Source organism: Sphingobacterium sp. HMA12, from assembly GCF_002933815.1.
Lineage (GTDB): Bacteria > Bacteroidota > Bacteroidia > Sphingobacteriales > Sphingobacteriaceae > Sphingobacterium.
The window spans coordinates 207,016-230,404 of record NZ_BEYR01000006.1 but is presented as its reverse complement, the minus strand read 5'-3'; the positions used below and the strand labels follow the sequence as shown (position 1 = coordinate 230,404).

Sequence of the window (23,389 nt, the reverse complement as noted above, 5' to 3'; positions counted from 1 at the left end):
TTATTTTATCGGATCAGTGTATTTCTCTTCTTATCTGTATGCTGATTTTAGTGTATGCTGATTTAATTAAAATTATTTTTTATTTTTAGTGAGAAATTCGACTTCTATACCGGTATGCTGAGATTTTTTATTATACTATTTTTGATAACCATAATTCCCGGTCGCGCTGTTTTTGGAATGGATATAATGGATTCCAATTCCTCTGCGGAAGAAAAAAATTTTTACGAGACGATCATCCAAGAGTCACAAAGGCACCGAACTTCCAGTGCTACATTGAGTAGATACCTAACGCCTTATTTTAACCAGGCTATCCGAAAAAACGATAACGCCCTGCTTGCAATTTATTATTGTTTATTAGCGGATCAATCTTTTGACAGCGAAGGTGGAAGAAATAGCTTTAGTGACAAATACTACCTAAAGGCCCTCGATCTGGAAAAGGATTATAATTATCTGAATGTCAAAGCTTGGGTAAAGGTGATGTACGGATTTTATCTGTATAGATGTTTGAAGGCTTCGGAAGCGCTTCCGTTATTATTGGAGGGCGAAAAGGGTCTGGAGGATATACCAACGGAACTGATGTTAGATCTGACGCAGACCTACAAAAAGCTTGGCTATTTCTTCGGAACTTTGGGGGATTATCGTTCGGGAATTAAGTATTTGGAATTAGGTCAGCAACAGGCGGATATTTCTCCGCAATTGAAAGCGGAGATTTTAGACAACTTAGGTGTATTGACTTTAAAAAGCGGTGGGGATACCGTGCAGGCAATGAAAAGTTTTGAACTTGCTCTGAATTTGGCACTTTCTAAGAAGGATTCTCTTCGTTATGCGAAGGTTCTGGGCAATCAGGCACGGATTTATGAAGGGAGGAAAGATTATAAAAAAGCACTATCACTTTTAGATAAAGATCTGGAAATTTCGAAATCCCTGGGGAATAATAAAAATACCATTTTTGCCTTGATGATGCGTATTCGCTTGCGTATTGCTATGGGAGAAAATCAAGAGGTCAGCCAACTGATCAATGAAACTGAACATCTGTTGGAAGGCGCTGACGATAAAAAAACAATACTTGAGCTGGAGGAGCATAAGTTGAATCTTGCCATTCAAAATCATGATTTGAAGCAAGAGCTCAATGCCCGGCGCAGGATTGAACAACTTCAGGATTCATTGCGGTTTCTGGATGGAGATCCCGTTTTATCGCAATTGAAATTTATGGCAGATAAACAAAAATATGCCGACAAGTTATCCTTGGCGCAAGCGCTAATAAAAAAGAAACGTGCCGAAACGAGATTGTGGGTGATATTAAGCCTGTTTGTATTGGTGCTGTTCTTTTTTATCTACAATGCTTTTAGATACCGTTCGAGGAAGCGCATGCAGGCATATGAATATCAGTTGCTAAATCTCAAGTATACCAAAGCCGAACTGGATAAAGAACTGATGAGTTCCAAAAGTCAGATTGAAGAATACATGGTTTATCTCAAACGCAACAATGAGCAGATAAATCTTCTTTCTTCAATGCTTGATGAGATGGGGGAAACAAGTGCCAAAGATCGGGATGAACTTAAAACACTTTTGCAATCCCATCTTATCACGGATGAGAAATGGCAAGAATTTAAGCTTTTGCTGGCCAAGGAGTTCCCTAACTTATTGCAGGATATTCAGGCCAAATTTCCAGATATTACAGAGTCTAATCTGCGGGTGATTGTGCTTATGAAAATGGGCTTAAATAATAGAGAGGTCGCTAACGTTTTGGGCGTCACTCCTGATGCAATCAAAAAATCAATGCAACGTTTGAAAAAGAAATTGGGTGGACAAGCCGGAATATTGATGGAATATATTTCGGATAAAGAATTTGTTTAGAAAGCTGAATTATTGAATGTCGCCCTTCGGCCGGCGGAGTGCTTTAATAGGGAGCAAGTTAATACCTGGTTATTACCAAGTTCGACCTGTAAGCAGATTGAGTGCACAGTGAGTCCACGTTGAGTCCACCTTTTGAGGTGCTTTCACCATGCCTGCATTTTTTTTACAAGTCGAGAGCAGGGTGAGCATGGGGCGAACTTGTCCATAAGCTATTTACAATAAAGTCCCTTGAAAATTGCAAGATTTACAATTGTCATTTTACTCGAATTTGGAAATTTTTAAAAATTAATAAGATGCTTGAAAACAGGGTTTTACTGTAGTATCTTTAGGTATGGGAATAAATGATAATGGATTTATCAGGGGCCTGGTCGGTCCACTGGTGAATAGAAAAGTCGGCAATAAAAACTACCTGCAAAGCAGGCCATACCGCGTCAAACAGACAGATGATACCAAGAGGGCAAGTAAAGATTTTGGAAACATAAGCCGTGCCGGTGCACTGATCCGAATGTGTTTTGGGGAAATTCATCAGAAGCGGCATGATGGGCAGATGGGCAATCGCTTAAATAGGCAAATTTACCGGGCAATAAAGACAAACCTTGATTGCGACAAAGGTAGTCGCAGGCTGAGCAACTGTGTATTGGATCGCTTGGTAAATTTTCAGTTTAATGAAAACTGTCACATGCAGGATTATTTTTTTATCGATCCGTTAATCTCCCTGAACAAAAAGAAGGATCTTAAAATATCTTTTCCGGAGTTTGATATCAAAAGAGCACTCGTCCTTCCTGAAAAATGCAATGCGGTGGTATTCAAATTTTACGCTTTCTCATTCGACTTCGACGAACTTGAGCCTAAAGAGATAAAAGATACGGAGTGGGAATACGACTTGAAATATAAGCAGGATCCTATACCGGCAAAGAGCCTGACCATCAAGTGTGGAGAATTTATAGGCAGTTCAATATTCATTGGCTTTACCATTCTATATCTGGAAAAAGATTGCCGCCGGTCAAATGTGCTCAATGAAATAGATTTTAATCCGGCTTCAATTCTTGCCGCGTTTCAGCTTTGATAAAGAAATGCAGAGCAGGATATGGGGGGAGCATTTGCAAAAAGAAAAAGGAGTTGAACAATCCGATTCACTATTCCCAAAAATATGACCGTCTCAGTTCTTAAGACGGTCATATGAAGTGAAAAATTATTAATGCTTTCTTAAGCTCAGCGAGCAGCTATTTAATCCAACGGATTTTCTTTCAGATTTTTTTCCCATGCCCAAGCCGAAGCCATCATTTCATCGATGCCCAATGCAGCTTTCCAGTGCAATTGATCTGCCGATTTGGTCACATCACCATATACTTTGATGATATCGCCATCCCGACGTGGGCCAATTTCATAGTTCAGTTTTTGACCGGAGGCTTTCTCAAATGCTTTGATGGCCTCAAGTACCGAATAGCCATTGCCAGTTCCTACATTGAATACATCATATTTACCATTAGGGTTTCCTTTTTCCAATAATTTGATTGCAGCGACATGCGCCTTTGCTAAATCGACCACATGAATATAATCACGTACACAAGAACCATCAGGCGTATCATAATCGTCTCCGAATACCGTTAGTTTTTCTCTTTTACCGATCGCCGTCTGCGTAATAAATGGCAGTAAATTCTGTGGAACACCATTGGGCAGTTCGCCTATCAATGCCGACTCATGTGCACCTACTGGATTAAAGTAACGAAGGGCAATAATGTTATAATTATCGTATGCAGCAGCTGTTTCTTCAAGAATTTCTTCAGCAATCTGTTTTGTATTTCCATAAGGTGAAGTTGCTTTTTTTACAGGAGCACTTTCATTGACCGGAAGATAGTCTGGTTCGCCGTAGACTGTACAGCTTGAAGAGAATACAAAATTAATTGGTTTATTTCGATAAGACTCCAGGATGTTGATCAGGGAGAAAAAATTATTGTGGTAATATTTCAAAGGATTTTGAACAGATTCACCGACAGCTTTGGACGCAGCAAAGTGAATAATTCCGGAGATATCGCTATTATTTTTTACAAATTCATTTACTTTATCGGTATCACAAAGGTCGAATTGATGAAATTCGGGTTTAATTCCGATGATTTTCTCTATTTGATCCAATATCTTGATATTTGAATTGGAAAGATCATCAACGATTACAGGAATATATCCTGCCTGATGTAGTTCGACAACTGTGTGAGAACCAATATAGCCTGTTCCGCCTGTGACTAATATTTTTTTGCTCATTATTTTTGATTATAGTATGTAAAGTCTTTATGTGATAAAGTTTCCAAAGGAACCTTTCTGTAAAAATCTATCGTTTTTTCTAAGCCTAATTTTCGATCTATTTTGGGCTGCCAATTCAATTGTGCCTTTGCCAGACCAATATCCGGTTTACGTTGTTTAGGGTCGTCTATAGGCAATGGCTTATGGCAGATCTTACTTGAACTGCCTGTTAGTGCTATGATCTCCTGTGCCAGCTGTAATAGCGATATTTCGTCGGGATTGCCTATGTTTATCGGTTGTATACAGTTGGAATGCAACAATCTATAAATGCCTTCGATCTGATCATCAATATAACAGAACGACCGTGTCTGTGAGCCATCACCAAAAAGGGTAATGTCTTCGCCACGAATAGCTTGTGCTATAAAAGTAGGGATCGCCCGCCCGTCATTTAGGCGCATTCTGGAACCAAAGGTGTTAAATATTCTTACGATACGTGTGTCAAGCCCATGCGCATTATGATAGGCCATTGTAATCGCCTCCTGGAATCTTTTGGCCTCATCATATACCCCTCTGGGGCCGACAGGATTTACATTGCCCCAATAATCTTCAGACTGTGGTGAGACCAAAGGGTCGCCATAAACTTCTGAGGTCGATGCCACCAATATCCGGGCCTGTTTGGCCCTTGCCAAGCCAAGGAGGTTATGGGTACCTAACGAACCAACTTTAAGCGTTTGAATGGGGATCTTGAGATAGTCGACGGGACTGGCGGGAGAAGCAAAATGGAGGATATAATCCAAATCTCCAGGAATATGCACAAATTTTGAAACATCGTGATGATAAAAATCAAAATTCTCCAGCTTGAATAAGTGTGCGATATTCTGTAGATCTCCAGTGATCAGGTTATCCATCCCGATAACATCATAATCTTCGGCAATAAAGCGATCGCAAAGGTGGGAACCAAGGAAGCCTGCTGCTCCTGTGATCAAAATCCGTTTGCGATGTTTATTTTCCACTCAATGGTTCCTTATTAATGAAATGGGTTTGATATCTTTGACTAAGATAAACATTATTTTCACAACATGCGTTTGCTTTATTCAATTGGAATCTTTCTTTATGGACTCTTATTGCGTATTTTGGCCCCTTTCCATGCCAAAGCGCGCCTTATGGTAACAGGGCGAAAAGACTGGTATTTGCGGATGAAACAATCGGTTGACTCTAGCCAAAAACATATCTGGTTTCACTTCGCTTCACTGGGCGAATTTGAGCAGGGAAGACCAGTCTTGGAGGCCGTAAAAAATAATTATGTAGACCATAAAATAATTGTAACATTTTATTCTCCTTCTGGCTATGAGATAAGAAAAAATACCAATCTTGCCGATCATGTTTTCTATTTACCTTATGATACCGCCCAGAATGCACGGTTGTTTTTAGACCTGATCAATCCCTCATTTGCAGTCTTTACAAAATATGAATATTGGTATTATTATTTTGAAGGTTTACACAGCCGGTCAATTCCATTGTTTCTTGTTTCGGCAATCTTTAGACCTGAGCAGATTTTCTTTCAAGCTTATGGTGCCTTCTTTCTGAGAATTTTGGTCTTTGTGACTTATTTCTTCGTTCAGAATGAGGAAAGCGTACGTTTGTTAAAAGAATATGGAATCCGAAATGCGGGATTAGCAGGTGATACACGTTTTGATCGTGTGATTGACCTGCCTAAGGGTCGTAAAGAGATACCGTTGGTAGCGGATTTTGTGGGAACAGCTCCTGTTTTGGTAGCTGGAAGTACCTGGCCTGAGGATGAAAATTTGTTGAAAGAGCTGATTCAGCGGTTTCCAGAATATAAGCTGATTTTAGCGCCACATGAGATCAATGAGGCCCACATTGTCAATATATTAAATCTGTGGCCTGCAGCGCTTCGTTTTTCAAAAATGACGGAATATGACACGGTGACTTTAACGGAAGCAAAGGTATTGATCATAGACAATATTGGACTCTTGTCTTCTTTGTACGGTTACGGTCAAGTCGCCTATATCGGTGGCGGATTTGGTGTGGGGATACATAATACGCTGGAAGCGGCAACCTACGGAATGCCTGTGCTGTTTGGTCCCAATTTTAAGAAATTTCAGGAAGCGAAAGATCTGATTGAACAGGGGGCAGGCTTCTCGTTTGCTGAGAGTAAGGGGCTTATGGATGTATTTGAACGATTACAGGATCAATCAAAACGGGTAGAAGCAGCGAAATCTGCGCGCCAATATGTACAGCAAAAAGCCGGAGCAACACCCATTATTATGAAATATTTGAAGAATGCCAATTTATAAAAATACACAGTAAGCTACGCCAAATGTAAAAGCGCACTAGCCGAGAATTGAATAGCTGAAAAAGAGATGCTAAAAGTAGGCGAACAAAATTAAAGAAAAATAGGGTATCTGACCTTTTTGGATACCCTATTTTTATATCGAAAATTGAATTCTAATAGTACGTATATCTCCTTACGCCAGCAATATGCCGCGATAAACGCATAACTTGATGGGAGTAGCCATATTCATTATCATACCATACATAGAGTACAATGTTTTTACCATCAGCTGAAACAATGGTTGCTGGTCCATCAACGACAGCTGCAGCTGTTGTGCCTATAATATCGGTAGAGACAAGCTCATCATTGCTGGAGAATTTAATCTGTTCGACAAGATTGCCTTCCAATGCACTCGTTTTTAAGAGGGCGTTTATTTGTTCCAAAGATTTGGCTGATGTCAATTCTAAATTTAATATGGCTAAAGACCCATTCGGTACAGGTACCCGGATTGCATTGGAGGTGAGTTTGCCTGTTAATGTTGGTAGGACTTTTGAAACAGCACTTCCAGCCCCAGTCTCTGTAATGACCATGTTCAAGGCCGCAGCACGACCTCTTCGGGACTTTTTGTGCATATTGTCAACCAGATTTTGATCATTCGTATAGGAGTGTATGGTTTCTATATGGCCTTTCAGGATACCTATTTTCTCTTCGAGGACGGCCAAAACTGGCGCAATAGCATTTGTGGTACAGGAGGCTGCTGAGAAAATAGCATGTTTTTCCAGATCAATTGTGGTTTCGTTTACACCGTAAACGATATTGGGCACACCTTTACCGGGTGCAGTCAACAATACTTGAGAAGCGCCTTTAGAAGCTAAATGGCGAGCAAGTTCTTTTTCGTCACGAAAGGCACCTGTATTATCAATAACCAGCGCATTATTGATGTTATAAGCCGTATAATCAATATCTTCGGGTTGTTTTGCGGAGATAATGTTGACCGTGATACCATTAATGATTAGGGCATTCTTTTCGGGATCGGTATAGACCTCACCTTCAAATTCCCCATGTATGGAGTCACTTTTCAGCAGGGCAGCCCTTTTTAACAATGATTTAGCATCGCTGGGATCCCTGGTGACTATTGCCCGTAGACGAAGTTGCTTGCCAAAACCCGATTGATTAATGAGTTCGCGTGCAAGCAGACGGCCAATACGACCGAAACCATAGAGCACAACATCACGGGGTGTTAATTCCTGCCAAGCGGCAATTCCCGCTAATTCATTGGAAATAAAAGAAGATAAATCCTCCGTATTGATCGGATCGTTTGTGGCTTTTGTTGCAAGTTTACCGATATCGATTCGAGCGGGAGCTAGATTTGATCTTTCCAATACACGAGCAACATTCAATAGTTCGAATATGGTCAGTCTGTTGCCGGTAAGAATAGTACTTTCTCGGAGGCGGTTGAGGATCACACTTACTTTTTCATCAACAAGCTGCTCTCTGAAAAGAACGAGTTCAATAGCTTGGTTATACCAAAGATTACTAATGATTTGAATCAGCTCAACAGCTGCATTTTGCTGTTCTCTGTAACTTTCGATTTCTAAATCAAAAGAAGGACGATGTAACATAATATTTTATAATAGATTATGTTGCAAACATAATATAAACAGAACTAAAAATGCGATTTGATTTTCATTTTCGTAATTTTTGAAATAAAAATAGGTAAATTATTATTGTTTTGATAATTTTAAAGACTGTTTTGTTGCTAATTTTCAATAATAAATAATTCGGACATGATATGGTCTGCCATTAATTTGCCAGCATCCGTTAATCTTAATTTATTGTCGTCCAAAATTAATTGCTGCTGTTCGAGAAATGGTGCGGCATCTTCCAGTATTTTGCTTTTAACGGTATAATCAAACTGTCTTTCTAACTGCCCCAGATCAAGCCCCCAGGTGGTGCGCAGTGAGGTCATAATACACTCATTGATCTGGTCGCGAACGGACAGATGTTCGATCTCGAAGGGAAGCTGGTTGGTTTGTATCGAGTTGATATACTTGGCGTTATTGGCTATATTCCAGGATCTGGAGTTACCATTGAAAGAATGGGCAGAAGGGCCGATACCTAGATAATGCTTGCCCTTCCAATAATTTGTATTGTGACGTGCATATAAACCATTTTTAGCAAAATTGGAAATTTCATATTGTTCATAGCCCGCACCTTTCAATGTTTCGATCAACAGGCTCATCTGATCGGCCGCCTGATCTGAATCAATGGCTGGACTCAAGCCCTTCTTGATGAAATGGGCTAATGCTGTTTTGGTTTCGACGGTCATTGAGTAAGAAGAAATATGAGGAATTGCAAAATCGATCAGTTGTTGCATATTGTAGCGCCATTTTTCATCAGTCAACAAAGGATATCCATAAATAAGGTCACAGGTAATATTTTCAAATCCTGCATCCTGTACGCGCATGATCGCTGCGGTCGCTTCCTGTCGGGTATGGGCCCGATTCATCCATTTCAGGTCTTCCTCAAAAAAAGACTGTATCCCAATACTGAATCTATTAACTGAAGTTGATCTTAATGCATTCACTTTTGCAGCATTAAGATCATCGGGATTGGCTTCCAACGTAATTTCAGCATGATTACTGATGTCAAATTGTTTGGCAACAGCATCAATGATCCTTGAGATTTCGTCTGCATCCAATAGTGAGGGTGTCCCACCACCAAAATAGATGGATTCAACTTTTCTGTCTTCCAAATAAGGGGACCTAAGTTCGATTTCTCGCAAAAGGGCGTTAACCATTTCGGTCTTGTATTGCAGTGAAGTACTGAAATGGAAGTCACAATAATGACAAGCCTGTTTGCAGAATGGGATATGGATGTAAATCATGGGCACAAATATACCAACACCAGAACAACTTCGGCGTTTATTCCCATTTTTTCTTCCACTTGGGGATTCGTTGCCTCTATCCCCTTGGAGATTTTTATTGGCGAGCAAAACCCAGTGTAATGTCACGTTGATGTTAAATGGAGTTATTTTTAGAAATAGCCTTTTAAAAATTGCAGATAAAGAGTTTGATAACAAACGAGTTATTTTATATCTTGATGTTAAGATTCATTTTACATAATCAAAAAGCCAATCTTATGAAAATATCTTCTCGTCGTGATTTTCTAAAAAATATAGTTGGTACCAGTGCTTTATTGGCGCTTTCGAAGCATAGTTTCTCTCTGACTGATGATGTCGAAGAAGCATTTATCGATAAGTTGCTCCCTGCAATAAAAGGGGGCGGATTCACCATGGCAGACTATTGGATATGGGATCCTTCAGTGATCAAGGGGGAGGATGGTAGGTATCATATGTTTGCCTCACGTTGGAGCAAAAAATATGACTTTGGTAACTGGGTGACCAATTCCGAAGTCGTGCGTGCGATTGCTGATACACCGGAGGGACCTTATGAATTTGTCGAAGTGGTATTGCCCGCCCGTGGGAAAAAGTATTTTGATGGCTGTACAACCCACAATCCCCGGATCGTTAAAAACGGTGACTATTATGTGCTTTATTATTTTGGGAATAACTATACGGAGCCCAATCCAGGCTATTCCGAGAATGTCTGGGAATCGGGATTGGCGCAGAAAGCCTGGATGCATAAACGCATCGGAATGGCCTATTCAAAGTCGATATCAGGTCCTTGGAAGCGCGTCGATCAGCCCATTTTGAATCCAAGGCAAGGTGAATGGGATGCTTCCATAACATCCAATCCTTCGCCGGTTGTTTTACCAGATGGAAAGGTATACCTGATTTACAAATCATCACCTGTGAATTATAATCCCCCTTTGTTATTGGGAGCGGCACACGCCGATTCGTTTTTGGGACCATACCTTCGTTTGTCTGACAAACCTATTTTTTCATTCCATACCGATCAAAATCATGAAAATGATGTGGAAGATCCTTTCGTATGGCATAATGGTCGGAATTTTGAATTGATCATGAAAGATCGCTATGGTAAAATCTGTGGGGAAGAGGGCGGTGGTATCCATGCATATTCGAAAGATGGAATCGATTGGCATCTGTCAAAAGCGGTCAAAGCCTATTCCAAGACGATCCGTTGGAATGATGGTACTGTCAGCCATCAAGCTAATTTTGAACGGCCGTTTTTACTATTTGAAAATGGGAAACCGACACATCTTTTTGCGGCTACAGGAGATGGATCCGAGGCTTATCAGTTTGAACGGACCTGGAATATGGTGATTCCCTTGAAGGTGTAGTCTCCTTTTTCGTTGGTTGTTCTTTGGTGTTTTATTGCAAGTTCAATATATTCATCGCCGTGGTAAATAAAAAGTTGAAACGGGTGAGGGAAGAATGCCAGGTTAAATAAAAGAGCTATATCAAATTCTTAGTATGATATAGCTCTTTTATGATCTCATCAATAGAACATCATTTACATCAATATTTCGCGATGCTTACTTTTCAGTATTTGGATTAGCGTGTAAGGCTATTGTTCGCTGATTCCACATCCGCAAGTCGAAGCGATGGATCTATCGTGATTGTTTTTGGCGCCTTATTGACTGAAATTTTGTATTCAGGATTCGTCCAGAACCAATCCTTCAGTACCGTGCGTTTTATGCCTTGATATATCTCAAAATTTTCCTCCGGTTTTTCACCGCGCATTTCACGTAAAGGGATGTAAAATAGCTCTTTGCTTCCATCTTTATACTCTACAAGTATATCGAGTGGCATCGCGAAGTTTGATTTATTGAGCAGTTGAATTTCTGAATCAGTTACATTGCCAATTGCATAGTCAATTTGACGTGTGGTATTGATAAATAAATTGAAATACCATTTCAGGTTTATTCCGGATACATCCTCGGCAACACGCTTGAAATCATTCGGTGTTGGGTGTTTGAATTTCCAGATGTCGTAGAATTTCAAAAAGGTTTTCTCTAGATTTTCCTGACCGATAATGTAGCCTAATTGTTCCGCCAGAACAGCACCCTTATTGTAAGCTTCATTACTATATCCGTAATTCGTATTGTAATAATCTGCAAGTAGACTCATCGGCTCTTCTTTGCCTGAAAGTGCTAATTTATAATAAGCGCGATAGGCATCGATAAGTGGATTGGATGCAATGGCTCCCCGTTTTTCGAAGAGATGCTGCATCGCCAATTCTTCGACATAGGAAGTGAACCCTTCGTCAAACCACTCGTCTACGGTTTCATTGATTCCGAACAAATGTTGATACCAGGAGTGAGCAGATTCGTGGAAGATGACACCAACAAGGCTTTTGAGATTACGGCCTCCAGTAATCAGGGTTGCAGTTCCATATTCCATACCACCGTCACCGCCTTGAATAATCGTATACGTAGGCCAAGGATAGGTGCCGAACTTAGCGCTGCAGAAATCGAAAAATTCAGTAGATAGGCCCAAGGCTGTTTTCCAATTTGATATAACCTCTTTGTCGGTTGGGAGATAGACCGTATAAACTTTTATTCCATTTTTGCTGGAAGCGGAGTCTACCACAAATTTGGGATCCGCAGCCCATACAAAATCATGGATATTTTGGGCTTTGTAATGCCATTTAGCCTTACCGTTATTGGCTTTTACTTTGGCTTTTGCCTGATAGCCTTTTACCTCATCGGGGTTTTGAAGTACGCCTGATGCGCCGACAACATAGTTCTTGTTGAGGTGTATAGTGACATCGAAGTTGCCGAAGGGTGCTATAAACTCACGGCCGATATATTCATCAAGGTGCCATCCAAATTCATCGAACTGAGCCATCTTCGGATACCACTGCGCCATAGAAAGCGCTACGCCTTCCGCCGAATTGCGGCCTGATCTCCGGATCTGTTCAGGTACCTGTGCAGTCCATTCTATATTAAAATTTGCTGTTTCTCCATCTTGGATCGCAGTTGGTAAGTTGACTTCTAATATCGTACCATCAATCTTATAATTGGTATTAACCCCATTCATGCGGAGGTTTTTGATTTTCTGATAGCCGATTTGATTGGGTTGTAAAGTTTCGATACGGCTTTGCAATATTGGTTTTTCTTTGGTACCAATATTTGATACCATCCGTTTATCTGGATCACTGATATTTTTCAACCGATAATCCATCATTGATCCTGGTTGGAATGCGTTAAAATAAAGATGAAAATAAACTTTTTTTAAGGATTGGCCTGAATTGTTGCTATATTTCAAAGCCATTTTTCCATCATATTGATAAGCTTTTTCATCCACGTTGACATCCATTGTATAGTCAACCTTCTGTTGCCAGAATCCTTTTCTCTGGGCCTTTACTTCCTGTCCTCCAATATTTATTACACATATAAGTGTTAGAAAGGACAATATTTTGATTTTCATGTTCCAAACTTACAAAATTGTCTTAAGAAATGCCGATTAATCACCCTAATCGTGGTAAATGTCATCAAATCTTGACGAAAAGAGATTTTGTCGATGATAATTGGCCTGGTTTTGGTTAGAAAATTTATCTGATGAGTTACCAAATATTACAAATAAATTTATGGAAAATCTGTATTATAAGCCTTCGGGGAAGGTGCCTGCTTTCGCGTTAATCGGCTCGCTTGTATTAGGTATTGTAGGAGCAATTATTTTGGCAATTGTCTATATCGCTTTACAGTGGTTTATTCCGATTGTCTATTTCAATGTCTTTATCACACTTGGATTTGGAGCAGGACTGTTTTATCTGCTTAATTTTTGTTTCAAACAATGGAAGCTCAGGAACAAAGGTGTTGCGATTATCATCACACTGATCGTTGCTATAGTTGGTTTTTATGCACAGTGGGCGCTGTTTGTTTCGTTGATGTATAATGCGGAAGGTACCATGGGTGGAGACACCTGGGTGAAATCTTCTTTTAGCCTGGAAGGTTTTAAAGCATTTTTTATGCATCCATCTTTTATCTGGGAGGCGCTGCAGGGCCTAAATGAGGTCGGTACGTTTACCTTGAAGAAATCGCCGGTTTCCGGGGCGATGCTTTGGGCAGTATGGGGTATCGAAATGGCAATCATTCTTATTACACCGATCATCATGGCGTTTCGCGGTATTACCATTTACCCTTTTTCGGAGAAAGATGAAACCTGGATGACCAAGAGGATTTTGCCGGGGAGATTAAAATTTATTGATGACAAAGATGCGATGGCGAACACATTGGCAAATCACGATTTTGCGTATGTCTATGATCACCTTTCCGATGAGGAAGAGCATTTTTCTTTCGCGACCGCAGAAGTGTATGAATCGGATACTGATGACCATCAATATCTGACAATCTATAATCATCAGTTTGTCGAGAAGAAAGGGAAGATGGAGGAAAAGAAAGATGAGGTTATTGAATTCCTGCGGATCAATAGGAACAGCTTATAGGAGCGGTTAATGAGAGAAGTCTTGTAAAATTAAAATAGCTCTGGATTTATTTCCGGAGCTATTTTGTTTGTAGGGCTATTTAACGAGTATGCCACCTTTTGCTTTCCAGTCATTGATGGATGCACTATATATTTTAACATCTTTAATTCCGTTTTTAGCCAAGATCGAAGCTGCAATCGTCGCCCGGTCCCCAGATTGACAATGCAGGTATAATTCTTTTGTGCGATCAATTTTGTCTAGATTGTCTTCAATTGTGCCGACAAAGAGATGTGTGGCATTTGGCAGATGACCAGCCGTAAATTCGGCTGTATTTCTGACATCCAGAATTTGAACGTTGGGTTTTTCAAGGACATCATTCATTTCCTGGAATCCGATAAGTTGTTGTTGTTCCAAAGGAATTCCCAATTGTGGAATGGCTTCGACTGTAGTATAGCCTACAACATTGTCAAGTCCGATGCGCATTAACTTACGTGCAATTTCGTCCTTTTCGTTTTCATCCATGATAAGAATAAATGGTTTTGTGTAATCCAGTACCCAGCCTGCCCAGGTATTGAATGTTCGATTATGTTGTATGTTGATGCTGCCCGGGAGATAGCCTTTAGCAAAATCAGATTTATGTCGTGTATCAATGACTGTCGTACCTGACTGATATAATCTTGTGAACTCTTCCATCGAAAGCCTGGTATACTGAGGTACGCTTGTTTGTAGTGGACGCAAGATTTTGTTGAGTTTCTTCATCATGGCAAAATAACGCGGTGGCTCAGGCTGTCCATCCAAAAGTTCAGTGATAAAACCACTCTCATTATCTTTATATTGAAGTGCCCAGTTGCGAATCCGTTCGTAGCCAACGGTTGAATTAGGTACAGCACCCAATGCTTTACCACATGCTGAACCGGCGCCATGCGCGGGCCACACCTGGATGTAATCCGGCAGGTTCAAAAAATGCTGTAAAGACTTAAACATTTGCTGTGCACCGATTTCTTTGGTACCGATGAGTCCAGCGGCATTCTCCAAAAGATCTGGACGGCCAATGTCTCCAACAAATACAAAATCGCCTGTAAAGATCATCACCGGATCCATCGTTGCCGGTGTATCAATTAAAATAAAACTAAGGCTCTCGGGAGTATGCCCCGGCGTATGGAGCACCTGAAAAATTAGATTGCCAAGATGGATCTGGTCACCATCTTTTAATCCGATATGTGGAAATTCATATTGCCAGTCTTTGCCTCCTTCGTCGGAAAGGTAGCATTGGGCGCCTGTGAGTTCGGCTAATTCCAATGTCCCGGAGAGATAATCAGCGTGGATATGTGTTTCGGCAATATGTGTGATTTTTAAATTATTTTTTTCTGCAATCTCTAAGTAGGTGTCGACATCTCTTTTTGGGTCAATTACTAGGGCAACACCTTTGGCCTGACAGCCAATTAAATAACTTGAATGTGCTAAAGATGACTCGAAAATGTGTTGAAAAAACATAATAAATGATTTTTAGTGATTTACGAATTGAATGATTTCGAAAGTAAGTATTAGGATACCGATACTGATCAGGAAGTAACCAAAGATCCCCTGTAATCGTACCACCTCCAATTTGTCTTTCCATTTGGAACCAATCTGAAGGCCTATTAAAGTGATTAACGTAAAAGTAAGCAATATCGGCCAATTCATGTGGTTCAATAGCTGGTAGTTTGCAACCAGACCAAAGGACGCGTTTAACCCGATGATGAACAGCGATGTTGCGATAGCCTGTTTTAATGGAATTCCCAAAAGGAGCACCAACGATGGTACAATAATAAAACCGCCTCCGGCACCGACAAGTCCAGTCATGACGCCGACAAGCAGACCCGCAATAATTATTTTTAGGACTTGACCAATATGCATCGTGACGGCTGATATTTCGACCTGTTTCCTTCTGCGGATCATTGCCAGAGCGGAAATCAGGATGACAATGGAAAACAGCAGCATAATAACGTGATTTCTGGAGACCGCTATTTCCGCAAGATGAAATTGCGTTGGTATGGCAGCCAACAGGTAGCGTTTGGTCAAGTAGACCGACAATAAAGACGGAACCAAAAAGAATGCTGTTGTTTTTAGATCAATTAAGCCCTTGGTCAAGGGCTTAATTGAGCCGATTATGGCTAGTATCCCAATGGAAAACAGGGAATAATCGAGCGCATACTGGGGCTCAATATGAAATAGGTATACGAAGATCGGTAGTGTTAAAATACTGCCGCCACTCCCCATCAAACCCATTGATAGCCCAACCAATATCGCCAATAAAAAGCCAATTATAAATAGTAGTTCCATTCTTGCTAAATCAAATGCTATCGTTACACCCACAAATTCATGAGCGTCTATTCTTGGCTTAATGAGGCAGTTTGTGCCTAAGTAAACCATAGATCCATGTCCCCAGGATGGCGAAGATCAGTACAATGCCCAATGTCCAATAACCTGAGCCGATCAATGCAAACATAGGCCCCGGACAGGCTCCTGACAATGCCCAGCCCAGTCCGAAAATGGTGCCACCGACGAGATAGCGTGTGATGCTTTTGTCTTTGGCCTGAAATGCGATCTGCATCCCATTGCTGTCTTTAATCTGTTTCCGTTTGATAATTTGTACAATGATAATCGCTGTTGCAAGTGCTGTACCGATCATGCCATACATGTGAAAAGACCGAAACTGAAACATTTCATAAATACGGTACCATGAAGCGGCTTCTGATTTGTATAAAATGATCCCAAATAAGATTCCGATTAATATAAATTTTACTGCTTTCATTTATGCGAAGATTATAGGAAATAAGAAATGAACCATGATGATGCCACCTAGGAAAAAGCCAATGACAGCGATCAAAGAGGGAAGCTGGAAATTACTGAGTCCTGAGATGGCGTGTCCTGACGAGCAGCCTCCCGCGTATCTTGTCCCGAAGCCAATCAATAGTCCGCTAATGCTTAGTATTAGAAACTGCGACCAAGTGCCATTAAAAATAAAGATAGATTCCGGAAGATAGCCCTGCAGATGATCAATTATTCCAAGTTCTTTTAGGTCAGCGACGCTTTTGGCATTGATTTGCGCAGCGGAGCCATCGCTTAAAAAGTAATGGGCTACAAATCCTCCAATGGCGGTCCCAAGTACCACAAGAAGGTTCCAGGACTGTGTCTTCCAGTCGAAGCGAAAAAAAGAGGATGATTTACCAGCACCTAATAGCGTACACATCGTCCGCAGATTGTTCGACATGCCGAAATCTTTTCCTTGTTTTAGCAATAAGTACATGACCAGTGCAATTAAAGGCCCGGAAATATACCAAGGCCATGGTTGTTTGATGTATTCCAGTAACATAGCTTGTTCTTAAGTTATATGACAAAGGTACATACCGTTATTACAAAAAACGGTAACAAATGTTACCGTGGGATGTGCGTCATTACATATCGTAATATTCAATATTAGCCTCTTTGATTGCTTGGGTCAATAGCGGCAGATCATCCTCTTTCTGAAATAACTTATTACGCCAGGTACGAAAAGCGGAACCTTTGTTTTGGTTTATGATAATCAAATTTCCGCCGGAGCGTCTGAGATTTCGGATATGTGAAATATTGCTCAAGGGGAATACAACTGTTTTTTTTGAATTGCTGATGGTGAGTGTATCTGTGTCTAATCGCCATGTTGAGTCGAGTGTAGCACACTTGATCGCGAAATATAGGGCCAAGGGAACCATGAGAAGAGCAATAATGATCTTGTAAATTTCCTGAATCGGAACTTTCGACATCCCTATCCCTATTAATAGAATCGAGGTCAATAGAATAAACATGTATTTCCCGCGATGCAATGTTGAAAGATAGAATGTTTGTGGATTACTCTGCATACTTTTTTATAAACTTTCCTTTTGCATTAATATAGTAAAAATTCTCCAGGTCTTCGCTGACCAAGGCTAATCCATTTTCAAAGGTTTGTGCATTTTGGAATTTAAAGGGAATGACAACTTTGCCACTGTAGTCGATATAACCATATTTGTTGTCTTTAAAAACCAATAATAACTTCTCGCCAGCAAAAGATAAGAATTCTTGGCCTGTTGGTAACAATTTTTTACCGGATTTGTCAACTAACTGATAGGTTAGATTTTCGATAACCAGTGCTAGATTGTCTCGATATTCAGCAATGGTCTCGTATTTCGCAGGAATCAATATGTTCCCTTTTAGATCGAGCACACCCGTAAAGTCTCCTTCGTTATATAACGCATAGCTTAAACCCGGAATGGAGATGAAATCATATTTTGCAGCGAGCAATAGTTTGCCGCTGTTATCCAATAGGCCATATTTCTGGTCTTTCATAAAGACTAATGGAGCCCCTTCGGTATCCAAACTTAACGATTCATATTGACAAGGGATAACTTCTTTGCCTTGCAAGTCGATCAGGCCAAACATCTGGGCCGCATCGCTGACGATCGCATAATCTCCCACGTAGGCATAGATCGAAGCATATTTTGCCGGAGTGAGCTTCTTGCCCAGACTGTCCTGTACGCCGAAATATTCTGTGTTGGGATCCTGATACCAGGATAAATGATCATTTAATGCAGAGTCAGCTGTGGCTTCTTCAGCTTCTCCTTCCTCATAACCTTCAGGAATTTCGAATAATGCCGTATCGTAAGGGACTTCTTCAACTGTGGTCGCCTGAATGCCTAAACCTTCAGAACCAATATAAAGGGCTGCTCCCGGTACCTTCTCGAGATAGTCGTACGTTCCCCAATATAATTTGGGTAATTGCTCCGCATACCAGACCGTGATTTCAGTTTGTTTATCCTGACGACCCGCCAGATTAAATGTCGCTTTTTTGCAGGACAAACCTGCAATAACTTTCTTTTCATTCGGAATTAAGCTGATTTCAAAGTCACTTGAATAAGCGTAATCACCACCTTCCGACGTTTCAATAAGCTTACCGGATGCAAGATCCGTTGAAGTATATGTTTTGCTATTTTCGTCGATCAGATAAGATGTCTCGTCTACGATGTTGCTGATCTGTATGGATTTCCCGAAAAGTAGACTTTCCACTCGCATTTGATCCTTACAAATATAGGCATGCATCAATGCCTCACCGTTTCCGGCCAATATTTTGATAAATTCAGATGCGGAAGTGTCAGTACCCGTTTCAGGATCTGCAAACTGATAGGTTATTTTGAATAGTTTTTGCTGTGCCGAACTGGTTTTAACAAAAGTTAATGTGAAAAAGGCTATGCAAAGGAAAAAATGTTTCATTGGAAATACAAATTAAAATACGAAAGTATTGAAAATTGGCTGGTTTGTAAAATTATCTTTTGTTCTTTGCAGAAAATCATGCAGAAATTTTGATATTATTGTACTCAAATGCCATTTTGTAAAATAAGCGATCATAATAAGAGGGGACGATAACTCTATTGTTTTTATCATTGTCAAAAATATCATATAAAAGTCAAGAAAGATATGAGTTTCGTGATATACAGTTGTTTATGTCGGGTGTGCAATGATATTTTTGTATTTTACAAACCTTAAATTTACTTTTTAAAACAATATCTGTGGAACTACTGCTTATAGAAGACGAACCGTCGGTCATATCCTTGATAGAAAGAGGGCTAAAGGAAGAAGGCTATAACATTAGCATTGCAATGGATGGCTATACTGGCCTGAAAATGGCCGGATTAAATCATTATGATCTCATTTTGCTGGATGTCATGCTGCCGGGGATGAATGGCCTTGATGTATGTAAAAACATCCGGATGTCTAATAATGAAGTCCCAATTATTATTCTTACTGCATTGAACCAAACCGAAGATATTGTGGAGGCTTTTGAACGTGATGCGGATGACTACCTGACCAAGCCGTTTCGCTTAGAGGAGCTAAAAGCTCGTATAAATCGCTATAGCCGCAAGTCCAAAACAGTGAGTGAGCAAAAGAATGTCCTGACATTTGATGATCTGCAACTGGATCGGGATAGCAAATCTGTTCAACGTGGGGAATTTCCGATCATACTTACAGCCACCGAATTCCGCTTATTGGAATTCTTGATGCTCAATCGTAATAAAGTATTGACACGTATAGACATTCTGGAGGAAGTGTGGGGTATGGATGTTGATCTAAGTACCAATGTTGTGGATGTTTATGTCAATTATTTGCGTAAAAAAATTGACAAGCAATTTGCACGAAAATTGATCCATACGGTTATTGGTATGGGCTATGTCATCCGCCATGAAAATTAGGACTAAGATCGTACTCTTATTTTCTATTATCAGCACGCTTCTGCTTGTTGTTTTTGCCTTGTATGTCTCTTATTTTACCTATGATAGTCTGCAGACCAAGTTTTTTCATCGGTTAGAAGAAAATGCGGTCATCGTCGGTGATCATATTGTGAACCAGAAGGAAGAAAACAAGGAACTCTATATTCAGGTAAAACGTAAATACCTCAAACAGCTATCCGAAGGAACAGATCATTTGCTACGCGTGGTGAAAGGTAGCGACAGTATCCGTTTTAAGCCCAATTTGCCTATGCCGATGAGCTTTTATAAAGAGGTTATTCAAAATGGCAGGGGCAGGTATATGCATAACGAAACCGCATTTGTAGCGGTATTCTTTAAAGACCATCTCCATCATGACAATCTTATCGTGGTGTCGGAAGGAATTGACGAATATGGACATGACGAACAACGCCAGTTAGATCGCACGCTGATCACAGGTGGATTTTTAGCAATTCTATTGATTATCCTGATGTCATTTTATTTTGCTGACCGGCTGCTCAAGCCGATCAAGGACATCAATAGTGATTTGGGGAAGGTCGATATTGCCAATCTGGACTATAGACTATCCAGTAAATTCAGCAATGCCAAAGATGAACTGGGCGTATTGATTGCCAACCTCAACTCTATGCTCAGTCGTTTGGATATTTCGGTTCAGTCCCAGCAGAGCTTTATTGGTAATGCATCCCATTCATTAAAAACACCTTTGACCATTATTGGTGGTGAAGCAGAGCTCGCAGGAAATCTTATCCCCAAAGAACATGAAGCTTACTATTCTTTGGAGACGATTGCGAAGTATGCGGATAAGATGGAACTTATTATTAATAACCTGCTTCAATTGTCCCGTATGGGCTTTAAAGGGGAGGTAGATAATAAAGTGCTCATCCGTATCGACGAATTGCTCTATGAAATTTATAAAGCTGAACGAAGCATCCATAAAGATTTCCGCTTGTCTTTTGATCTTACCCAGATCCCTGAAGATAGTGATGAGTTGACCGTCTTTGCTAATCCTGACCTATTCTATATTGCATTTAGCAATATTATTTCCAATGCATACAAATATGGGGATGGTGAGCAGGTGCAGGTCGCTATTAGCTGTGATGACCGAAATATTACAATTAAAGTATTTGATAAAGGGATCGGAATTCCTCAGAAAGACCAGCCTCATATTTTTACTTCTTTTTATCGTGCTTCCAATGTCGGAGATATCTATGGAAATGGCCTTGGACTGGTTTTGGCCAAGAATATTTTCGATCTCCATGGTGCGGAGCTCAGCCTTTATTCAGCAGAAGGACAGGGTACCCAAGTGGTTGTCACGCTGCCTAAAATCGCTTTCTAATCTTATTTTAATCTCATCCTTATTCCATTTTTAAATTGCTGTGATATACTTGTGCCAGAGATAGGTATATCATATGAAACCATCATGATTTATTCGAACATATGACTGAATAAATCTGATAGCTTCATCACGAATAAAAAGCGATTTAAAACGGATGAAAAAAACACTTTCACTTATTACAACCTTGGGTTTGGGCATTGCGTCATTACAGGCGCAAGAGCAGGTTCCGGTAGATTCTATTCCAGCGGAAAGAAATAGCTTATTATCCAGAGGTAGTTTATTGTCAAAAGAACCGGCAAGGGCAAAATCATTTCAATTGGATGTTTTGTTGCGTGCAGGCTTGCAAGCTGATAATAGCGATGGCTCGGGTCAGGCAAAGGCAAACTTAGACGATGCCCGTATTTTGATGAGCGGCGATTACAATGAGCGGCTCTCCTATAAAGTACGTTTTCGCCTGAATAAATCATTTGCGCCAACCAGCCAGGACAATGGATCGAGGGCTTTGGATATGGCCTATATCAAATACAAGTTTGGTAAAGATCTGAAATGGTCCGTTACAGCGGGTAAGCAGAGCGCTCTTGTGGGAAGCTACGAGTTTGAAAATAATCCTATTTACGAGTATAAATTCACTGATTATGTTGATCGTATCCTGAATTTATTTGTGGTAGGGGGAACATTGTCCTATGAATTCAACCCTAATCATTCCTTGCATGCACAAGTTTATAATACGACAAATGATAGTTTTATGGATGTGCACACTAAAAATGGCTTTGCGGTAGGTGATCTGGAGCGGTCTGATGTGCCAATGGGTGCGTATTTTACTTGGGTAGGAGCTTTTTTGGACAAAAAAATCAACACGAAATGGTCCTATAATATCTCTCAGTTTGCCAAAGGACATACCAATCACTCCGTCTCCTTGGCAAACAAGTTTAAAACACCGAAGCAAATGATCTATTTAGACCTGCAATATTCCTATCTGGGTGTTGACCACGCCTTGATCGCATCATCGGCAATCAATGACTTTTATGGCCGTACGGGCGCAGGACGCGTTTTGGCAAAGGATGTCAATTACGCTTCGGCAATTGTACGGTATGATCAGTTTCTAAGTGAAAAATGGGAAGTAGCACTGAAAGGTGGCTATGAGACCGCTGGATCGAGAGATGACAATCAAGTTGGCAAGAATTTCCGTCAAAACTGGACCTACTTTGCTACCCTACAACATAAGCCTTTTCATAATCAGGATTTACGATTTTACCTTGGTTATGTAGGTAATACAGTAAACTACAAAGGGTATATGGATATGGGTAAAAGTCAATATAACCGTGTCGCCTTTGGAGCATACTTTACAATTCCGGTCTTGTAATAATTCCTTTAACAAAATAACAAATAATTATTTTTTATGCGTTTAACACCAAGAGAAACAGAAAAGCTGCTATTGCATTTAGCAGGAGAATTGGCAGCAAAGCGACTAAAGCGTGGGGTGAAACTAAATTACCCTGAATGCATTGCCTATATCAGTGCGCAGATTATGGAGGAAGCAAGAGATGGTAGATCTGTTGCGGACTTAATGTCTTATGGTACGACCTTATTGAAAAGAAGCCAGGTCATGGAAGGTGTTCCTGAAATGATTCATGATGTGCAGATTGAAGTTACTTTTCCGGACGGCACCAAGTTGGTAACAGTTCATGATCCTATTCGTTAATAAATCTTAATCATATGATTCCAGGAGAATACATTTTAAAAAGAGAAGAAATCAAAGCTAATGTGGGACGTAGAACCACTAGCCTTGTTGTAAAAAATGAAGGTGATAGACCTATTCAGGTGGGGTCGCACTATCACTTTTTTGAAGCCAACAAATTGCTCTCATTTGACCGCGAAAAAGCATTTGGTATGCGCCTGAATATTCCTGCAAGTACGGCTGTACGGTTTGAACCGGGTGAACAGAAGTCTGTTGTGCTGGTTGAATTTGGAGGAAGCAAAGAAATACACGGTTTCAATGGATTGACAAATGGTAAGTATACTGACCAGAATG

21 protein-coding genes and 1 pseudogene are annotated in these 23,389 nt (G+C 40.4%); 11 read left to right on the top strand and 11 right to left on the bottom strand.

Going from position 1 to position 23,389, the window contains the following annotated elements; genetic code table 11:
- Positions 1-141: 141 nt before the first annotated feature.
- Together HMAT_RS23760 and HMAT_RS23755 are read left to right on the top strand one after the other, a co-directional pair.
- Positions 142-1,857 carry a tetratricopeptide repeat protein gene (locus tag HMAT_RS23760; protein WP_158656082.1) on the top strand — a complete coding sequence of 572 codons (1,716 nt, stop codon included), beginning with the start codon at positions 142-144 and terminating at the stop codon, positions 1,855-1,857.
- A 331-nt stretch (positions 1,858-2,188) separates the two neighbouring features.
- Positions 2,189-2,923: a hypothetical protein gene (locus tag HMAT_RS23755; RefSeq protein ID WP_104385319.1), complete on the top strand. Its 735-nt coding sequence runs from the start codon at positions 2,189-2,191 to the stop codon at positions 2,921-2,923.
- A 161-nt stretch (positions 2,924-3,084) separates the two neighbouring features.
- Here the strand turns inward: HMAT_RS23755 and galE are convergent, their stop codons facing one another.
- Together galE and HMAT_RS23745 are read right to left on the bottom strand one after the other, a co-directional pair.
- Entirely contained in the window at positions 3,085-4,116 is a 1,032-nt protein-coding gene (gene galE, locus HMAT_RS23750; protein WP_104385318.1) for a UDP-glucose 4-epimerase GalE, read from the bottom strand.
- Positions 4,116-5,108 (bottom strand): UDP-glucuronic acid decarboxylase family protein, encoded by a 993-nt coding sequence (locus tag HMAT_RS23745; protein WP_104385317.1) that lies wholly within the window; start codon positions 5,106-5,108, stop codon positions 4,116-4,118. Before HMAT_RS23745 ends, galE begins: the two co-directional genes overlap by 1 nt.
- 66 nt (positions 5,109-5,174) lie before the next feature.
- On the opposite strand from HMAT_RS23745, the gene HMAT_RS23740 reads away from it, so the two are divergent.
- Positions 5,175-6,413 carry a 3-deoxy-D-manno-octulosonic acid transferase gene (locus HMAT_RS23740; RefSeq protein WP_104385316.1) on the top strand — a complete coding sequence of 413 codons (1,239 nt, stop codon included), beginning with the start codon at positions 5,175-5,177 and terminating at the stop codon, positions 6,411-6,413.
- Positions 6,414-6,564: 151 nt separating this feature from the next.
- On the opposite strand, the gene HMAT_RS23735 is transcribed toward HMAT_RS23740, so the two are convergent.
- Together HMAT_RS23735 and hemW are read right to left on the bottom strand one after the other, a co-directional pair.
- Positions 6,565-8,013 carry a glyceraldehyde-3-phosphate dehydrogenase gene (locus HMAT_RS23735; protein ID WP_104385315.1) on the bottom strand — a complete coding sequence of 483 codons (1,449 nt, stop codon included), beginning with the start codon at positions 8,011-8,013 and terminating at the stop codon, positions 6,565-6,567.
- A gap of 137 nt (positions 8,014-8,150) precedes the next feature.
- Positions 8,151-9,278 carry a radical SAM family heme chaperone HemW gene (gene hemW / locus HMAT_RS23730; protein WP_104385314.1) on the bottom strand — a complete coding sequence of 376 codons (1,128 nt, stop codon included), beginning with the start codon at positions 9,276-9,278 and terminating at the stop codon, positions 8,151-8,153.
- On the opposite strand from hemW, the gene HMAT_RS23725 reads away from it, so the two are divergent.
- Positions 9,277-9,516: a hypothetical protein gene (locus tag HMAT_RS23725; protein WP_104385313.1), complete on the top strand. Its 240-nt coding sequence runs from the start codon at positions 9,277-9,279 to the stop codon at positions 9,514-9,516. The two genes, hemW and HMAT_RS23725, sit on opposite strands and share 2 nt — an antisense overlap.
- A gap of 16 nt (positions 9,517-9,532) precedes the next feature.
- A complete protein-coding gene (locus tag HMAT_RS23720; RefSeq protein WP_199768747.1) occupies positions 9,533-10,654 on the top strand; it encodes a glycoside hydrolase family protein in 1,122 nt (373 codons plus the stop codon).
- Between the two features lie 214 nt (positions 10,655-10,868).
- On the opposite strand, the gene HMAT_RS23715 is transcribed toward HMAT_RS23720, so the two are convergent.
- Entirely contained in the window at positions 10,869-12,746 is a 1,878-nt protein-coding gene (locus HMAT_RS23715; protein ID WP_104385312.1) for a M1 family metallopeptidase, read from the bottom strand.
- 160 nt (positions 12,747-12,906) lie between these two features.
- Here HMAT_RS23715 and HMAT_RS23710 point away from each other — a divergent pair, with 160 nt between their 5' ends.
- On the top strand, positions 12,907-13,764 hold the full coding sequence (locus HMAT_RS23710) for a hypothetical protein (RefSeq protein WP_158656080.1): 858 nt from the start codon (positions 12,907-12,909) through the stop codon (positions 13,762-13,764).
- Between the two features lie 75 nt (positions 13,765-13,839).
- Here HMAT_RS23710 and HMAT_RS23705 read toward each other — a convergent pair whose 3' ends face one another.
- The 6 genes from HMAT_RS23705 to HMAT_RS23680 all read right to left on the bottom strand — a co-directional run bounded on the left by HMAT_RS23705 (position 13,840) and on the right by HMAT_RS23680 (position 19,008).
- A complete protein-coding gene (locus tag HMAT_RS23705) occupies positions 13,840-15,237 on the bottom strand; it encodes an MBL fold metallo-hydrolase (RefSeq protein WP_104385310.1) in 1,398 nt (465 codons plus the stop codon).
- Positions 15,238-15,249: 12 nt separating this feature from the next.
- The gene (locus HMAT_RS23700; RefSeq protein WP_158656078.1) at positions 15,250-16,065 is read right to left on the bottom strand and encodes a sulfite exporter TauE/SafE family protein; all 816 of its coding nucleotides are present in this window, start codon (positions 16,063-16,065) and stop codon (positions 15,250-15,252) included.
- A 58-nt stretch (positions 16,066-16,123) separates the two neighbouring features.
- Positions 16,124-16,537: a DUF6691 family protein gene (locus tag HMAT_RS23695; protein WP_104385308.1), complete on the bottom strand. Its 414-nt coding sequence runs from the start codon at positions 16,535-16,537 to the stop codon at positions 16,124-16,126.
- A complete protein-coding gene (locus HMAT_RS23690) occupies positions 16,538-17,098 on the bottom strand; it encodes a YeeE/YedE family protein (protein WP_199768746.1) in 561 nt (186 codons plus the stop codon).
- A gap of 82 nt (positions 17,099-17,180) precedes the next feature.
- Positions 17,181-17,621, bottom strand: a complete 441-nt coding sequence (locus tag HMAT_RS23685; RefSeq protein WP_104385307.1) for a hypothetical protein — start codon at positions 17,619-17,621, stop codon at positions 17,181-17,183.
- Positions 17,611-19,008, bottom strand: coding sequence for a WG repeat-containing protein (locus HMAT_RS23680; RefSeq protein ID WP_104385306.1), 1,398 nt, complete (start codon positions 19,006-19,008; stop codon positions 17,611-17,613). The genes HMAT_RS23685 and HMAT_RS23680 overlap by 11 nt, the downstream gene beginning before the upstream one ends.
- Positions 19,009-19,304: 296 nt before the next feature.
- Between HMAT_RS23680 and HMAT_RS23675 the strand changes: the two genes are divergently transcribed.
- The 5 genes and pseudogenes from HMAT_RS23675 to ureB all read left to right on the top strand — a co-directional run.
- Positions 19,305-19,985 carry a response regulator transcription factor gene (locus HMAT_RS23675; RefSeq protein WP_104385305.1) on the top strand — a complete coding sequence of 227 codons (681 nt, stop codon included), beginning with the start codon at positions 19,305-19,307 and terminating at the stop codon, positions 19,983-19,985.
- Complete coding sequence (locus HMAT_RS23670; RefSeq protein WP_158656076.1) at positions 19,975-21,357, top strand: HAMP domain-containing sensor histidine kinase; 1,383 nt, start codon at positions 19,975-19,977, stop codon at positions 21,355-21,357. The genes HMAT_RS23675 and HMAT_RS23670 overlap by 11 nt, the downstream gene beginning before the upstream one ends.
- A gap of 154 nt (positions 21,358-21,511) precedes the next feature.
- Positions 21,512-22,720, top strand: coding sequence for a porin (locus HMAT_RS23665; RefSeq protein ID WP_104385303.1), 1,209 nt, complete (start codon positions 21,512-21,514; stop codon positions 22,718-22,720).
- Positions 22,721-22,756: 36 nt separating this feature from the next.
- Positions 22,757-23,059 (top strand): urease subunit gamma, encoded by a 303-nt coding sequence (gene ureA / locus HMAT_RS23660; RefSeq protein WP_046674789.1) that lies wholly within the window; start codon positions 22,757-22,759, stop codon positions 23,057-23,059.
- A 14-nt stretch (positions 23,060-23,073) separates the two neighbouring features.
- Positions 23,074-23,370 (top strand): annotated as a pseudogene (ureB, locus tag HMAT_RS27510) (urease subunit beta); the annotation flags it as partial.
- Positions 23,371-23,389 lie beyond the last annotated feature (19 nt).